At 55.6% G+C, this 15,942-nt stretch carries 14 protein-coding genes; 8 read left to right on the plus strand and 6 right to left on the minus strand.

The window, feature by feature from the left end:
- The first annotated feature begins 58 nt into the window (after positions 1-58).
- From mmuP to QMZ65_RS03525, 3 genes are all read left to right on the plus strand, one after another.
- The gene (mmuP, locus tag QMZ65_RS03515) at positions 59-1,468 is read left to right on the plus strand and encodes an S-methylmethionine permease (protein WP_034825488.1); all 1,410 of its coding nucleotides are present in this window, start codon (positions 59-61) and stop codon (positions 1,466-1,468) included.
- Positions 1,458-2,393: a homocysteine S-methyltransferase gene (mmuM, locus tag QMZ65_RS03520; protein WP_211729809.1), complete on the plus strand. Its 936-nt coding sequence runs from the start codon at positions 1,458-1,460 to the stop codon at positions 2,391-2,393. The genes mmuP and mmuM overlap by 11 nt, the downstream gene beginning before the upstream one ends.
- A 96-nt stretch (positions 2,394-2,489) precedes the next feature.
- Positions 2,490-2,912, plus strand: a complete 423-nt coding sequence (locus QMZ65_RS03525) for a hypothetical protein (RefSeq protein WP_283215430.1) — start codon at positions 2,490-2,492, stop codon at positions 2,910-2,912.
- Positions 2,913-3,091: 179 nt separating this feature from the next.
- Here the strand turns inward: QMZ65_RS03525 and speG are convergent, their stop codons facing one another.
- Complete coding sequence (gene speG / locus QMZ65_RS03530; protein ID WP_034825496.1) at positions 3,092-3,637, minus strand: spermidine N1-acetyltransferase; 546 nt, start codon at positions 3,635-3,637, stop codon at positions 3,092-3,094.
- Between the two features lie 229 nt (positions 3,638-3,866).
- On the opposite strand from speG, the gene QMZ65_RS03535 reads away from it, so the two are divergent.
- From QMZ65_RS03535 to QMZ65_RS03545, 3 genes are read left to right on the plus strand one after another with little or no spacing between them, the layout of a single operon-like run.
- Positions 3,867-4,826 (plus strand): ABC transporter substrate-binding protein, encoded by a 960-nt coding sequence (locus QMZ65_RS03535; RefSeq protein WP_160834636.1) that lies wholly within the window; start codon positions 3,867-3,869, stop codon positions 4,824-4,826.
- Positions 4,827-4,846: 20 nt separating this feature from the next.
- Positions 4,847-5,692 (plus strand): ABC transporter permease, encoded by an 846-nt coding sequence (locus QMZ65_RS03540; protein ID WP_160869411.1) that lies wholly within the window; start codon positions 4,847-4,849, stop codon positions 5,690-5,692.
- Complete coding sequence (locus tag QMZ65_RS03545; RefSeq protein WP_058959180.1) at positions 5,692-6,477, plus strand: ABC transporter ATP-binding protein; 786 nt, start codon at positions 5,692-5,694, stop codon at positions 6,475-6,477. The genes QMZ65_RS03540 and QMZ65_RS03545 overlap by 1 nt, the downstream gene beginning before the upstream one ends.
- Positions 6,478-6,621: 144 nt before the next feature.
- On the opposite strand, the gene QMZ65_RS03550 is transcribed toward QMZ65_RS03545, so the two are convergent.
- The 5 genes from QMZ65_RS03550 to QMZ65_RS03570 are packed head-to-tail and all read right to left on the minus strand — an operon-like array spanning position 6,622 to position 11,577.
- The gene (locus QMZ65_RS03550) at positions 6,622-7,287 is read right to left on the minus strand and encodes an ABC transporter ATP-binding protein (protein WP_097118691.1); all 666 of its coding nucleotides are present in this window, start codon (positions 7,285-7,287) and stop codon (positions 6,622-6,624) included.
- Complete coding sequence (locus QMZ65_RS03555) at positions 7,280-8,113, minus strand: ABC transporter ATP-binding protein (RefSeq protein ID WP_283215431.1); 834 nt, start codon at positions 8,111-8,113, stop codon at positions 7,280-7,282. Before QMZ65_RS03555 ends, QMZ65_RS03550 begins: the two co-directional genes overlap by 8 nt.
- Positions 8,103-8,960: an ABC transporter permease gene (locus QMZ65_RS03560; RefSeq protein WP_034825506.1), complete on the minus strand. Its 858-nt coding sequence runs from the start codon at positions 8,958-8,960 to the stop codon at positions 8,103-8,105. The genes QMZ65_RS03555 and QMZ65_RS03560 overlap by 11 nt, the downstream gene beginning before the upstream one ends.
- Complete coding sequence (locus QMZ65_RS03565; protein WP_097118688.1) at positions 8,957-10,009, minus strand: ABC transporter permease; 1,053 nt, start codon at positions 10,007-10,009, stop codon at positions 8,957-8,959. Before QMZ65_RS03565 ends, QMZ65_RS03560 begins: the two co-directional genes overlap by 4 nt.
- Entirely contained in the window at positions 10,009-11,577 is a 1,569-nt protein-coding gene (locus tag QMZ65_RS03570; protein WP_283215432.1) for an ABC transporter substrate-binding protein, read from the minus strand. Before QMZ65_RS03570 ends, QMZ65_RS03565 begins: the two co-directional genes overlap by 1 nt.
- Before the next feature lie 802 nt (positions 11,578-12,379).
- Between QMZ65_RS03570 and mgtA the strand changes: the two genes are divergently transcribed.
- Together mgtA and QMZ65_RS03580 are read left to right on the plus strand one after the other, a co-directional pair.
- Positions 12,380-15,103: a magnesium-translocating P-type ATPase gene (mgtA, locus tag QMZ65_RS03575; RefSeq protein ID WP_283215433.1), complete on the plus strand. Its 2,724-nt coding sequence runs from the start codon at positions 12,380-12,382 to the stop codon at positions 15,101-15,103.
- Between the two features lie 159 nt (positions 15,104-15,262).
- Positions 15,263-15,940: an SDR family oxidoreductase gene (locus tag QMZ65_RS03580; protein ID WP_283215434.1), complete on the plus strand. Its 678-nt coding sequence runs from the start codon at positions 15,263-15,265 to the stop codon at positions 15,938-15,940.
- Positions 15,941-15,942 lie beyond the last annotated feature (2 nt).

Consider the following 15,942-nt stretch of genomic DNA (forward strand, 5'->3'; position numbering starts at 1 on the left):
CTGGCGCGTATAACCCTGTGTCCATATAGATGTTCAGACGTCCATACGGATAAAAACCATGCAACAGCAGGAAACCCCTTCGCAGGAAAACTTTAAGCGCACCATGAAAGTGCGGCATCTGGTGATGCTGTCGCTCGGCGGCGTGATTGGCACCGGACTGTTCTTCAATACCGGCTATATCATCTCAACCACCGGTGCGGCGGGCACGCTACTGGCATATCTGATCGGCGCGCTGGTGGTGTGGCTGGTGATGGTATGTCTCGGCGAACTGGCCGTAGCGATGCCGGAAACCGGCGCTTTCCATGTCTATGCGGCGCGCTATCTCAGCCCGGCAACTGGCTATACTGTGGCCTGGCTCTACTGGCTGACGTGGACGGTGGCGCTCGGCTCCAGCCTGACCGCCGCCGGATTCTGTATGCAGTATTGGTTCCCCACCACGCCGGTGTGGCTGTGGTGTTTGGTGTTCTGCATCGCCATCTATCTGCTGAATATCGTCTCCACGCGTTTCTTCGCGGAAGGGGAGTTCTGGTTCTCCATCATCAAAGTGGTCACCATCATTGCCTTTATCATCCTCGGTGCAGGCGCGATGTTTGGTTTTATTCCGATGAAGGATGGCAGTGCCGCGCCGGGATTGAGTAACCTGACGGCTTCAGGCTGGTTACCGCACGGCACCTTGCCGATTCTGATGACCATGGTGGCGGTGAATTTCGCCTTCTCCGGCACTGAGCTGATTGGTATTGCCGCTGGAGAAACCGAGCAGCCGCAGAAAGCCTTGCCGCTGGCGATTCGCACGACCGTAGCACGATTGATTATCTTCTTTATTGGTACAGTATTTGTGCTGGCGGCGTTGATCCCGATGGATCAGGCGGGCATCGTCAAAAGCCCGTTTGTGCTGGTGTTCGAGAAGATCGGTATTCCCTATGCGGCCGATATCTTCAATTTCGTGATCCTGACGGCGATCCTGTCCGCCGCCAACTCGGGTCTGTATGCATCGGGCAGGATGCTGTGGTCACTGGCGAATGAGAACACCTTGCCGCGCTGTTTCGCCCAGGTGAACCGCCGTGGGATTCCGGTGTTGGCGATCACCGTCAGTATGCTGGGCGGCCTGCTGGCGCTGTTCTCCAGCGTGATCGCGCCGGATACCGTATTTGTGGCGCTGTCAGCCATTTCAGGTTTTGCGGTGGTGGCGGTGTGGCTGAGTATCTGTGCCTCGCACTATGTGTTCCGTCGTCGCCACTTGGCCGCAGGCGGTTCGCTGCAACAACTCGCCTATCGCGCGCCACTCTATCCTCTAACGCCGATTCTCGGTTTCCTGCTGTGCCTGCTGGCATGTGTAGGGCTGGCCTTCGATCCGTCGCAGCGTATTGCGCTGTGGTGTGGCATTCCATTTGTGCTGTTCTGCTATGCCGCATACCATGTCACGCATCGACGTAACCTGAAGGCCGGGGAGGCCAATGATGTCGCGTAATCCTGTCGCAGAAGCCTTAACACAACATGACACACTGATTCTGGATGGCGCGCTGGCCACCGAACTGGAGGCGCGCGGTTGCAATCTCGCCGATGCGCTCTGGTCTGCCAAAGTGCTGATGGAAAACCCTGAGCTGATTTATCAGGTGCATTACGACTATTTTGCGGCCGGCGCCAATGTGGCGATCACCGCCAGCTATCAGGCCACGCCGCAGGGCTTTGCGGCGCGTGGGCTGGATGAGGCGCAAGCGCTCACATTGATCGAGCAAAGTGTGAAACTGGCACAACGTGCGCGTGATGATTATCGTGCGGCATCTGGCAGTGAAGCCGCTTTGCTGGTGGCCGGTTCCGTTGGGCCTTATGGCGCTTACCTTGCTAATGGTGCTGAGTATCGCGGTGATTACGCCCTGCCAGAAGCGGAGATGAAAGATTTCCATCGCCCGCGCGTCAAGGCGCTGTTGGACGCAGGCGTGGATTTGCTGGCGTGTGAAACCCTGCCGTCGTTTGCCGAAGCGCAGGCGCTGGTGAGTTTGCTGGCAGTGTACCCAAACAGCAGCGCCTGGTTCTCCTTCACCCTGCGTGATGCGCAACACATCAGCGATGGCACGCCGCTGAGTCAGGTCGCTGAGCTGGTCAATGCGGCACCACAGGTAGTGGCGATGGGCATCAACTGCGTAGCGCTGGAGAGCGTGACACCGGCGCTGCAAACCTTGCAGGCGCTGTGTGCTAAACCGCTGCTGGTTTACCCCAATTCCGGTGAACAGTACGATGCGAGCAGCAAAACCTGGCACTCGGCGCCATCGGGCTGCACGCTGCAGGATAAATTCCCTGAGTGGCAACAAGCGGGCGCGCGGCTGATTGGCGGCTGTTGCCGCACCACACCGCAAGATATCGCGGCGATTGCCGCCTGTTGTCAACCGCAATAAAGGCCAGAAAAGCAGGACTGATAGGGCGATTGAGGCGAGTGAAAAGCAGGATAGGGCAGTTTAGACTGTCCTATCTGATTCTATAGCGGACCTGCCATGAACCTGCGACACCTTCTTCCTGCCACTGCATTGCTGCTGAGCGGCTGTGCCTCCATTGTCGGCACGGAAACGCAGCCGGTAAAAATCGACTCTGTCCCGCAAGGCGCGCGTTTCACCGTGCAGGATGAAACCGGCCGCGCAGTGGCGCAGGGCTACACGCCACAAACCGTCGAGCTGGCAAAATCCACGGGTAATTATTTTGGTAAAAAACACTATCAGGTGATGCTGGAGAGTCCGGGCTACGTGCCGGTGACGCTGCCGATCGAGGCCAGTGCCAACCTGTGGTATCTGCTGGGTAATATCCCGTTACTGGGCTTCCCCGGCTGGCTGCTGGTGGATCCGTTCTATGGCGGCATGTACGACCTGAAACCTGAACATCCTCAGCCACGTCTCAACGTGGTGGGTGCGCGCGGCGGTTAAACCGCATGGCGCGGTCGCGGCGCAATTTTTTGTGCATCTCCGAAGCAGGTATGTCGCTGAGAGATGCGCGATAAACCGCGCTGCTAAGGTTCAGCATCATCTTTTTGGTTAAAAGCGATAAATCACTTAGCTGCCGTTTGATATTCAAGACGGCAGCGACAATGAGAGCCGATTTCAAGCTATTGTGCTGTCGGCTTCACCATGGCATGACCGGATTTATGCTGCGCCAGATACTGCTGCTGGAAAATGCACATGCGAATGGTATTGCGGTATTCACCATTGATGAAAAATTCGTGCTTCAGCACGCCTTCCACTTCAAATCCCAGTTTGGTGTAGATGTGAATCGCTTTCTCATTCTCCTGATCAACAATCAGGTAGAGTTTGTAGAGATTGAGCACCGAAAAGCCATAATCCATCGCCAGTTTAGCCGCCTGACTGGCTAAGCCTTTGCCCTGATGCCCCGGATCAATGATGATCTGAAACTCAGCGCGACGATGTACGTGATTGATCTCGACCAGTTCCACCAATCCCGCTTTTTGCCCATCGTGTTCAACGACAAAACGACGCTCTGTTTGATCGTGGATATGCTTGTCGTAGAGATCCGAGAGCTCGACAAAAGCTTCGTACGGCTCCTCAAACCAATAACGCATCACGCTGGCGTTGTTGTCTAACTGGTGCACAAAGTGCAGATCTTCTCGCTCAAGCGGACGCAATTTCACCGTCATACGGTGTTCCTTCTGTTGAAAAATTGGCGTGATTATAGCGCCATCCGCCGAAGGTTGCTTTCGCACCAGTGTGATCATCGGCATAGGGTTTATGCACCGTTTCAGTGCGCGATCTCAACCCCCTCTCCCCATCACAATGGGCTTTCACAATCTGGCACAGCCATTGCTTGGCTTGTATAGATAAGACTATACAACTGTTGTTTTTCATCACCTTTATCAGGAGTGGAAGATGGGCAAGCCAGTGAAACTCGTTGTTCATGCATTAACCGCCGCAGTCCTGTGCGCCAGTGCTTTAGGAGCACAGGCGGCCGACACCAAAGTCGCCATCGGTATTTCCGGCTGGACCGGATTTGCCCCACTGACGCTGGCCGATAAAGCTGGGATTTTCAAAAAGCACGGCCTTGATGTCGATGTGAAGATGATCCCGCAGAGCAGCCGACATCTGGCGGTGGCTTCCGGCACCATCCAGTGCGCGGCGACCACGGTTGAAACCTACATCTCCTGGAACGCCGCAGGCGTGCCGATTAAGCAGATCGTTCAGCTGGACAAATCTTACGGTGCCGATGGCCTCGCCGCCCGCAGTGACATCACCAGCATCAAAGATTTGAAAGGCAAAACCATCGCGGTGGATGCGCCCGGCACCTCACCGTATTTCCTGCTGGCGTGGATGCTGGACAAAAACGGCATGACGATGAAAGACGTACGTCTCGCGACCATGGCACCGCAGGCGGCGGCACAATCTTTTGCTGCGGGTCAAAACGATGCGGCAGTGACCTATGAACCTTATCTCTCGGTGATCCGCAACCAGCCTAAGGCAGGCAAGATCCTCGCCACCACGCTGGATTATCCGATGGTCATGGACACGCTCGGCTGTACGCCAACGTTCCTGAAAGAACATCCTCAGGCCGCGAAAGCGCTGGTGGCCAGCTATTACGATGCGCTGGAGATGATCAAACAGCAGCCGGATAAATCCAACGAGATTATGGGTGCAGCAGTAAAATCCACGGGCAAAGAGTTTGCGGAGTCAGCCAGTTATTTGCGCTGGCAGGGGCCGGAAGAGAACAAGAAATTCTTCAATGGTGAAATTGAAACCTTCAGTGATGAAGCAGGCAAACTGTTGCTGCGTGCAGGCGTGATCAAGAAAATGCCAGATGTGAAGAGCTTGTACGACGCCAGCTTCGTGCAGTAAGCAGGAGAAAGGAGATGGAGATGAGTAAAAGCCAACCCGTGACTCCGCCAGCAGCGCTGCCGGAGGCGCCGCAGCGCTGGCACAATCCGTTGATGGTGCCGCTGAAAGCGATTTCGCTGCGCTTACGTGTCGCGCTCGGCGTGGCGTTCTTTGTGCTGTTTATCGCGGTATGGACGCTGGTAACGCTGGGCGGCATGGTGTCGCCTACTTTCCTCGCCGATCCTCTCACCATGCTGCAGCAAGGTGTGGTGCTGTTCACCGAGTACAACTTCTCGCTGGATATCGGCATGACGGTGATGCGCGTTCTGTCGGGCTTCCTGCTGGCGGCCGTGATAGGTGTGCCGCTGGGCATCATGATGGGTGCCTATAAAACCTGGGAAGCCTTTCTCGAACCCTTCGTCTCCTTTTGCCGTTATTTACCGGCCTCGGCGTTTGTGCCGTTGCTGATTCTGTGGGCCGGTATCGGTGAAACCCAGAAAATCCTGGTGATCTTTATTGGCTCCTTCTTCCAAATCGTCTTGATGGTGGCGGTCACGGTGAGCGGCGCACGTCGCGATCTGGTGGAGGCGGCCTACACGCTAGGGTGCAGCAACCGTTCGATAGTGCGTCGCGTGTTGATACCCGGCGCGGCACCGGGCATTGCCGAACTGCTGCGCCTGGTGCTCGGCTGGGCGTGGACTTACGTCATCGTCGCCGAATTGATCGGATCGGAAAGTGGCATCGGCCATATGATCGTCGACAGTCAGGCATTGCTGAATACCGGGCAGATCATTTTCGGCATTATTGTGATCGGCTGCATTGGCTTGATCTCTGACTACCTGTTCAAAGTGCTCAATCGGCGCTTGTTTGCATGGAGCACCCTGTAATGAAACACAGCAAACTCAACGTGCGCGGCGTGGAACGCATTTTTACCGGACCGAAAGGGGAACAGACCCAGGCGCTGCAGCCGATCCACTATCAGGTGGAGGAGAATGATTTCATCACTATCCTCGGTCCCTCAGGCTGCGGTAAATCCACGCTGCTGCGCATCATCGCCGGACTGGATACGCCCACACGCGGGGAAATTTGGCTGGACGGTAAAAGCGTGGAAGGGCCGGGTGCCGATCGCGGCATGGTGTTCCAGAGCTACACGCTGTTCCCATGGCTGACGGTAGAGGAGAACATCCGTTTCGGCTTGCAGGAGCGCGGCATCAGCGCGGCACAGCAGAAAGAGCGCAGCGACTACTACATCCAGCAGGTGGGATTACGCGGTTTTGCCCAGCACTATCCGCGCCAGCTCTCGGGCGGCATGCAGCAACGCACCGCGATTGCGCGCGCGCTGGCCAACGATCCCAAGGTGCTGCTAATGGATGAGCCGTTTGGCGCACTGGATAATCAGACGCGCGTGATGATGCAGGAGTTGCTGTTGTCGGTGTGGGAGCAGTCGCGCAAGACCGTGTTGTTCGTCACCCACGATATCGACGAAGCGATTTTCATGGCTAACAAGGTAGCGATTTTCAGCGCCCGCCCGGGCCGCATCAAGCAGGAGGTGGCAGTGAATTTCAATAATGGCCGTGATTACACCATCAAAACCTCACCCGAATTTATGGCGTTAAAGGCCGAAGTGACCGAGTCGATTCGCAGCGAGACGCTGCAGGCGATGGCGCATTAAGCAGAGATCATATTTGGCGTAAATTGAATGGTGCATCAATTTACGCCTGTCCGTGGCGGCACGATGGAGCATGCATCTGTTTGCGATATGATCGCTTTAGATGCGGATGAAAAAATCGCGCCGCAACGGTTGAGTGAAAATGCGTTAACCGACAATCCGACCCAATGCCATATGCGCCGCGCGGTCGCACATATGATCGATTACATCGGGATCGTGGCTCACCAGCACCATGGTCAATCCGTCATTTTGCTTCAAATCGTTGAGTAGATTGAGGATCTCCGCCTGCACCGACATATCCAGCGCCGAGGTTGGCTCATCCAGCAACAGGATTTTCGGCTCCAGTAGCAGGGCGCGCACAATCGCCACGCGCTGACGCTGGCCGCCGGACAGCTGATGCGGATAACGATCCGCCAGCGCTGGATCCAGCCCGACATGGCGAAAACCCTGATTGATGCGGTCGTTGATATTATCGCGCTTCAGCATCTTCAACGGTTCGGCCAGGGTGCGGCGCAGACGATGGCGTGGATGCAGCGAGGCATACGGATCCTGAAACACCATCTGCACATCACGACGCAGCGGGCCGGTAAAGGCTTTACCCGGTTGCACGTCGGTGCCCGCCAGTTGCATGCTGCCGCTCCAGAAGGGATTCAGTCCGGCCATCACCCACAGCAGCGATGACTTGCCGCAGCCCGATGGCCCGACCAGGCCAAAACACTCGCCCGCGGCCACCTGCAAGGATACGTCATGCACCACGGTGCGCAGTTCATAACCCTGCTTATGCGACACGCTCAGATTGTTTAACTCAATCATTGCTGGCCTCCAGCGCAGCACGATCCAGCACCGGCAAGCGTTCACCGTGCGTGGCTTTGCTCGGACGACAGGACCATAGCGTGCGTGTGTAAGGATGAGTCGCATTAGATAGCTCTGCCGCAGGCAACGTATCCAGCAATTTGCCTTTGTACATCACCATCACGCGATCGCAGTGCTCAGAGACCTGCTGCAGATCGTGGCTGATCAGCAGTAAGCCCATATTGCGCTGCTCCACCAAACGACGAATCAGTGCCAGCACCTGATCGCGCATCGCATGATCAAGCGCCGAGGTCGGTTCATCGGCAATCAGCAGATCGGGATCGGTGATCAAAGCGATCGCCAGCATCACACGCTGCCCCATGCCGCCGGAAAGCTGATGTGGATAACGCTTCATCAACTGACGGGGATCCGGCAGACCGACCGCATCCAGCATCTCGCACACTTTCTCTTTACGTTCGGCACGGCTCAGTTTGCGGTGTAGTACCAGCGGTTCTTCGACCTGCCAGCCAATAGTGCGAGTCGGGTTGAGGGCGTATTTCGGATCCTGCATCACCATCGCGACTTTGCCGCCGCGCAGGGCGATCCAGTCGCGTTCGCGCAGGTTGAGCGCATCGGCACCCACCACCTGTAAGCGATCGGCCTGCAGGTGCAATGAAGGAGAGAGCAGCCCCATCAGCGAGCGGGCCGTCAGTGATTTGCCCGAACCGGATTCACCCACCAGCGCCACGCGCTCACGGCCAATTTGAAAGGCGATATTATCCACTAACAGCGTATCTTCGCTGCGGATGGTCAGCCCCTGCACATCAATTAACAGATCATTTGGCATGACGGGTATCCAGTCGGTCGCGCAGGCCATCGCCTGTCAGATTAAACGCCAGACTGGCGAACAGAATCGCACCGCCGGGGGCGGCAGCCACCCACCATTGGTCGAAAATCACTTTACTGCCTTCCGCCACCATCGAACCCCATTCGGCGGTTGGCGGTTGCACGCCCATGCCCAGGAAGCCCAAGCCCGCAGCGGAGAGAATGATGCCGCCGAGGCTCAGCGCCGCGCGCACCACGGCGGTTGGCAAACACAGCGGTAAAATATGGCCGAACATTAAGCGCAAACCGGTAATACCCTGCATGCGCGCAGCCGCCAGATAATCACTGCGGCGCAGTGCCAGGGTTTCCGCACGCGCCTGACGGGCAAACGGTGGCCAACTAGTGAGTGCCAGCGCCAGTGCGCCGTTCATCAATCCCGGACCGAGCATGGCCACCAGCGCCAGCGCGATCACCAGATTCGGCAGCGACAGGAAGATATCCGTGATGCGCATCAACACGCGTTCGGTCCAGCCGCCCACATAGCCGGCAGTAATCCCGACCAGCAGGCCCACCGGAATGGTCAGTACCAGAATCAGTGACACCAGCAACAACGTAGGACGTGCACCATAAATCACGCGTGACAGCAAATCACGGCCAAAGCCATCGGTGCCAAACCAGTGCAGCGCGGAAGGGGCCTGCAAACGCTGGGCGATCACCTGGGCGTTGGGATCGAACGGTGCCAGCAGTGGGGCGAACAGTGCCATTGCCACCACGATCACCACCAGCGTCAGACCGATGGTCAGTGAAGTCACGCGCGCACGGCGGCGGCGCGGACGAACTGTCTCCAGTTCAGAGAGTTGTTGAGTCATCGTGTTCTCGGATCGGTTAACCAGGTGAGGGCATCGGCCACGGCATTAAGCAGAATAAAGCAACTGCCAATCAGCAGGGTCGAGCCGAGAATCGCTGGTGTATCAGAGGAAAACAGCGCGTTGGTCATGTAGCGTCCGACACCGGGCCAGGCGAAGACCGTTTCGGTTAACACCGAACCTTCCAGCAGGGTGGCGTAGGAGAGGGCGATGACCGTGATCAGCGTCCCCAGCACGTTGGGGAAGATGTGACGCAGCAGGATGCGAGTCCGCCCTGCGCCTTTGGCGCGCGCCAGAATCACATACTCTTTGCTGCTCTCTTCTAACAGCGCGGCACGCAATAAGCGTGTAATACCGGCCATCGCCAGTAAGCCAAGAATCATCACCGGCAGCCACAGATGGGCAATCGCATTGCGGAACATCTCTGGATCGCCAGATAGCCAGCTATCAATCAGCACAAAGCCGGTTTTCGGCTCCAGCGTGTAGATCCAGATATCATCCAACTGTCCCGGCCCGGCAGACCAATGCAACACCGCGTAAAACAGCAGCAGACCCAGCAGACCAAGCCAGAATACCGGAACGGAATAGCCGAGCAGCGAGATAAAGCGCGCTACGTTATCGATCACGCTGCCCGGCTTCCACGCGGCCAGCAAGGCTAAAGTGATGCCAAACACGGCGGCAAAGATCATCGCACAGGTGGCGAGTTCAATGGTGGCGGGGAAGGTGCGCATCAGATCCGTGCTGACAGGCTGATTGGTCAGATGTGAAAGCCCTAAATTGCCCTGCGCCAGATGGCTGATATAGCGCCAGAACTGTACCAGCACCGGCTGGTCGAGGCCGAGATCGTGGCGCACCTGTGCATAGGTGGCTTCGCTGGCGTGATCGCCGGCGATTTGCTGCACCGGATCAACCGGCGACAGGTGCGACAGCATGAAAGTGAACGCTAACAAACCAATCAACGTCACCAGCAGCGATAACAGGCTGGTGACCAGACGGCTAAAACGTTGCCAGAGTGGCCGGGCGAACCCGGCCTGTGAAGCAGACACTGCCATTACTTAGAAACCTGCGAGTAATACACCATGTCTGGGTTAATCCCCTGCACATAGCCTTTCAGGTTATCGCGCAGCGCAATCAGGTTGCGCGCCTGCAAGCCGATCACGTATGGCGAGTTCTTCAGCACTTCGCGCTGCATCGCCTGGTACAGTTCAACACGCTTGTTGCTGTCCGCTTCAGCGGTGGCGGCCAGCGTCTGTTTACTCAGCTCTGGAATATGCCAGTCTGAACGGTAAGCAATGGTTTTGCTGCCATCTTCAGGGTTGTAAGCAAAGGAGGCGGCATTGGTATTCGGATCGAAGTAATCCGCACCCCATGCGTTCAGTGTCGCTTCGTACTGATGCGCTTTCACGCGAGTAGAGACTTCAGAACTCAGGCCCGGCTGCACTTCGACTTTCACGCCACCTTTGGCAAAGCTGCCCTGTAATGCCTGCGCAATATCCAGATATGGCGGTTGATTGCTGGTCGAGAGCTTAAAGCTGACATTGGTTAAACCTGCTTTCTTGAGAATCGCTTTGGCTTTCTCCGGATCGTAGGTGTACGGCGTGTCATTCAACGCACCGAGGAAACCTTTAGGCAGGAAGGTTTGATGTACTTCGAACTGGCCTTTCAGCAGGTCGTTAGCAATACCTTTGTAGTCGAACAGGTAACGCGCCGCTTCCCACAGTGCCGGGTTCTTCAACACTGGATTCTCACCGACGTTGAACTGAATATAGTAGAGCGAGGCCATCGGAATCGCTTCGGTCTTCACGCCCGTTTTGCCTTTCAGCGCCGCAATTTGGTCTGCGCCGAGGTTACGAGCAATATCCACATCGCCCTGTTCCAGCAGTAGACGACGCGCAGCAGGTTCCGGCACGTTCTTGATCAGAATGTTTTTCAGCTTCGGAGCGCCCGCCGGTGAGGTCGGGTTGGCGGTCAGCAGTACCACTTCATGCAGCACCACTTTACGAATCTGATACGGGCCGCTACCCGCTGAATTGGTGCCTAACCAGGCATGACCGAAGTCACCGTTTTTGGCATTCGCCTGTGCAGTTTTCTCATCCACAATCGAAGAGACCGGTGCAGACAGCAGGCTCAGCACATAGGCCGGGCTGACGTTGGCGCTCCAGCTGATCTGTACGTGATTGTCATCGACTTTCTTCAGGAAGGTATCAACATTGTCTTTATTCCAGCCGAGCTGCGTCAGAATAAAGGAAGGGTCGAGGTTAAGTTTCACCACGCGACCCAGCGAGAAGATCACATCTTCCGGACGAAGCGGGTTACCACTGGCGAATTGCGCGCCTTTGCGCAGTTCAAAAGTCAGGCTGCGGTTGTCACTGCCTGGCGTCCAGGAGGTGGCCAGCGTTGGCTTCAGATCGGTGGGATTGGTCGGATCCGACTGAACCAGACGTTGATAGATGTTAGTGAATGCTTGCACTGTGGTGAGTTCAAAGCCCTGTGCCGGATCAAAGCTATCTGCATCATCAGTCGACTGCGCAATCACCAGCGTATCTTTTGGTGTTGCGGCCTGAGAGGAGAAGGCGGCTACCAGCGATAAAGCCAGCAGTGAGGGAATGATTTTTTTCATGTTGTTTCCTTGCCTTAAAAAAGTAACGCGAGTTTACGAGAGCGCAGTAATGAAGAATAGTCAATTTATGGCTATACATATGCCTTACGGTTCTAAGCGCGGCGGATTGGTTATAAGCCTGTTAAATATGCTGTTATTGTTATCGCGCCGCGCAGTGCTACAGACTCGCTAATTTTTGTCCTTTCATCAACCAAATTACAACGGAATTTAAACTCGTTGCTGAACGGAAATAATTAACTTTACTTCGAAGTCTTCAGGAATATAATGGCGCCAACTTCAAACAGGAGAATTCAGTTGGACAGTCACCCTTTTAGATGGCAACACAAGGCAAGCTGACGCGCGAATTCTTTTGTCGCTGCTTGCCAACACGGCGGGCAGCAATCCTCTCTTCTCTCTGATGATTGTTCCCCTTTAAACGACAGTAGCGGGTTGATGCCCGTGGGGATTTCATTATGCACATGATTTTAAACGCACTTTTCCCTCCACCTCGATGCGCGCGCTGATTTTCAGCGTGCATAATTAACCGCTGTTTTAGCGCGTTTTGGCACGTCCGTGCTCAGGCTACCTGGCAAATCTGGACTGACTGAAGATCGCTCTCAGCGGCATCATTAACATCGTCATCGCTATTTCTCGTTATTTTAACGAGCGAACTTCTTCGTCTTTTATTTACGGGAGGTCATATGGAAATTCCCGATAGGTTATTTTTAATCATCTAACGCATCGTCGTTAATTTAATTTATCCCCGTTAATGTGCTCCCCGCACAGGGACTGTTATTGCCGTAAAAAATAGAGGAATGTCATCATGACTGACATGAAACTCAACCAGGAAAAAAAATCCTGGAGCAACGCCCGCCCGCAGCGTCAGAAAACGCCGCGCTATCTGATTGAAGATGAAGCCGGTTTCACCGCCGATGAAACCCTCGTTCGCCTGCGCAGTGATGCGCTGGGCCTGAGCGAACGCGAAGCCGAAGCGCGTCTGGAAGTCTATGGCCGCAATCAGGTGGCGCATGATAAAGCGCCGCACGCGCTGATTCAGCTGATCCAGGCATTCAATAACCCCTTCATCTACGTATTAATGGCGCTGGCAGCGGTGAGTTTTTTCACTGACTACCTGCTGCCATTACGTAAAGGCGAGGAGACCGACCTGACCGGTGTCATCATCATTGTGACGATGGTAACGCTCAGCGGTTTGCTGCGCTTCTGGCAGGAGTTCCGCACCAATAAAGCCGCGCAGGCGTTGAAATCCATGGTGCGCACTACCGCTACCGTACTGCGTCGGGAATCTGCCCAACAGCCCCCGGCTAGACAGGAAGTGGATATTGCCACTTTAGTCCCCGGCGACATTATCTATCTATCGGCTGGCGATCTGGTGCCTGCCGACGTACGTTTGCTGGATTCGCGTGACCTGTTTATCAGCCAGGCGATCCTGACCGGTGAATCACTGCCGGTGGAGAAATATGACGTCACGGGCCACGTCACCAGCAAAGGCGCGGGAGCGAGCGATCACGGGGCTTCACTGCTGGAACTTGGTAGCGTGTGTCTGATGGGCACCAACGTCTCCAGCGGCAGCGCCAAAGCGGTGGTAGTGGCAACCGGCGGCGAAACCTACTTTGGCAGCCTGGCGAAATCGATTGTCGGTAATCGCTCGCAAACTGCTTTTGATCGCGGTGTGAACAGCGTCAGCTGGCTGCTGATCCGCTTCATGCTGGTGATGGTGCCGGTGGTGCTGCTGATTAACGGGCTAACCAAAGGCGACTGGCTGGATGCCTCGTTTTTTGCGCTGGCCGTGGCGGTGGGTCTGACGCCGGAAATGCTGCCGATGATTGTCAGCTCGAATCTGGCGAAAGGCGCGATTGCCATGTCACGCCGTAAAGTGATTGTGAAACGGCTGAACGCGATTCAAAACCTCGGTGCGATGGACATCCTGTGTACAGATAAAACCGGCACGCTGACCCAGGACAACATCATTCTTGAGCATCATCTGGATTGCGCCGGAGTGGAAAACTCTCGCGTACTGATGCTGAGCTGGCTCAACAGCCACTATCAGAGCAGCACGCCGAATCTGATGGATCGTGCGATTCTGCGCTACGGCAAGGATCGCGTAACGGCGGACATGGGCGACTATTACGCCAAAGTGGATGAGTTACCGTTTGATTTTGTGCGTCGCCGCGTTTCTGTTGTGGTGCGCGATCGTCGTCTGAATCAACAGATGCTGATCTGTAAAGGCGCGGTAGAAGAGATGCTGAGCATCGCTACGGCTGAGCGTGAAGGAAAACTGGTTCAGCCGCTGGATGAAAAACGCCGTGCAGAATTGTTAGCTCTGGCACACCAGTACAACGAGCAAGGTTTCCGTGTATTGCTGGTGGCGAGTCGTGTACTGGAAGAGCCGGGCTTGCAGCAGGCATTGAGTGTGGCGGATGAACAAGGGTTAACCGTGGAAGGGTTGCTCACTTTCCTCGATCCGCCTAAGGAGAGTGCCGCCAAAGCCATTACCGCGCTGCGTGATAACGGCGTCAGCGTCAAAGTGCTGACCGGCGACAATCCGGTGGTTACCGCACGTATTTGCCAGCAAGTCGGTATCGACAGTGGCGATATCGTGACTGGCGATCAGATTGCGATGATGAGCGACGAGCAACTGGCGGAGGCGGCAGCGCATAGCGCAGTGTTCGCCAAACTGACGCCGCTGCAGAAATCTCGCATCTTGCGTGCATTGCAGCAGCAAGGACACACCGTCGGTTTCCTCGGCGATGGGATTAATGATGCGCCAGCCCTGCGTGATGCCGATGTCGGGATTTCAGTGGATAGTGCAGCAGACATCGCCAAAGAGTCTTCTGACATCATCCTGCTGGAAAAAGATCTGATGGTGCTGGAAGAGGGGGTGATGAAAGGACGCGAGACTTTTGGCAACATCATCAAGTATCTGAACATGACTGCCAGTTCCAACTTTGGCAACGTGTTCTCTGTGCTGGTGGCGAGCGCCTTTATTCCGTTCCTGCCAATGCTGGCGATTCATCTGCTGATTCAGAACCTGATGTATGACCTGTCTCAACTGGCGCTGCCATGGGACAAAATGGACCGTGAGTTCCTGCGCAAACCGCGTAAGTGGGACGCGCGCAATATCAAACGCTTTATGCTCTGGATTGGGCCTACATCATCAATCTTTGATATCACGACTTTTGCTGTGATGTGGTACGTGTTTGCCGCCAACACGCCGGAAATGCAGTCACTGTTCCAGTCCGGTTGGTTTGTAGAAGGATTGCTGTCGCAGACGCTGGTGGTGCATATGCTGCGCACCCAGAAAATTCCGTTCATCCAGAGCCGTGCTGCACTGCCGGTGCTGCTGACTACGGCGTGTGTGATGATTGCAGGCATTCTGCTGCCATTCTCCCCGTTGGGACACATGGTGGGATTGACCCCGTTGCCCTGGGCTTACTTCCCATGGCTGGTCGCGACCTTGTTAGGTTACTGCGTGGTCGCACAGGGCATGAAAATGCTCTACATCAAACGCTTCGGCCAGTGGTTCTAACCCCATGGAGGCGCTATGCAGAATCGGAATCTTAATAAGGTGGTGTGCCATCTGCTGATAATGATGGTGGTGATTGTTGTGCTAACGTTGGTGTTTCGTTAGTCAAAACAAGGGCAGGTTATCCTGCCCTTTTTGCCTTTTAACTGCGGGAAGGGACAAATGAGCCAAACAAAACGCGCGTTAATTATCGGTGCTTCAAAGGGGATTGGACTGGCGGTGGTGCAGCAACTGCTGGCCGATGGCTGGGACGTCACGGCCACTTATCGCAGCACTGCCGTTTCCTATCAGCATGAAAAACTGCGCTGGCTGCCACTGGATATCACCGTTGCCACACAGCGTGAGCAATTACTTCAGCAGCTCAAAGGTGAGCAATTTGACCGCGCGCTGATCAATGCCGGGATTCTCGGCCCGGATTCAATGGAGCTGATCGCCACTTCCGATGATGAATTGATGCAGCTGTTTATGACCAATAGCATTGCGCCCGTGCGCATGGCGGAAGGTCTGTTACCGCTGCTGACGGAAAAGCAGGGTGTGCTTGGTATTACCACATCTCGTCTGGGCAGCCTGACGGAGAATGCCGAGGCGATTCGTCCGTATTACTCTGCCAGTAAGGTGGCGCTGAATATGCTGAGCCGTACGCTGCTTCAGCAGATGGAGCAGCGTGGAACAACCTTGCTGTCACTGCATCCGGGCTGGGTGAAAACCGATATGGGCGGTGATGATGCGGATATTACTGCGGTGGAAAGTGCTCAGGGATTAGTGGCGCAACTGAACCGTTTTGCCGGGCAGGGCGGACATCATTACGTCGATTACAGCGGCAGGCAATTAGCCTGGTGAGA

Origin of the sequence: Pantoea sp. EABMAA-21 (assembly GCF_030053335.1) — a bacterium.
Lineage (GTDB): Bacteria > Pseudomonadota > Gammaproteobacteria > Enterobacterales > Enterobacteriaceae > Pantoea > Pantoea communis.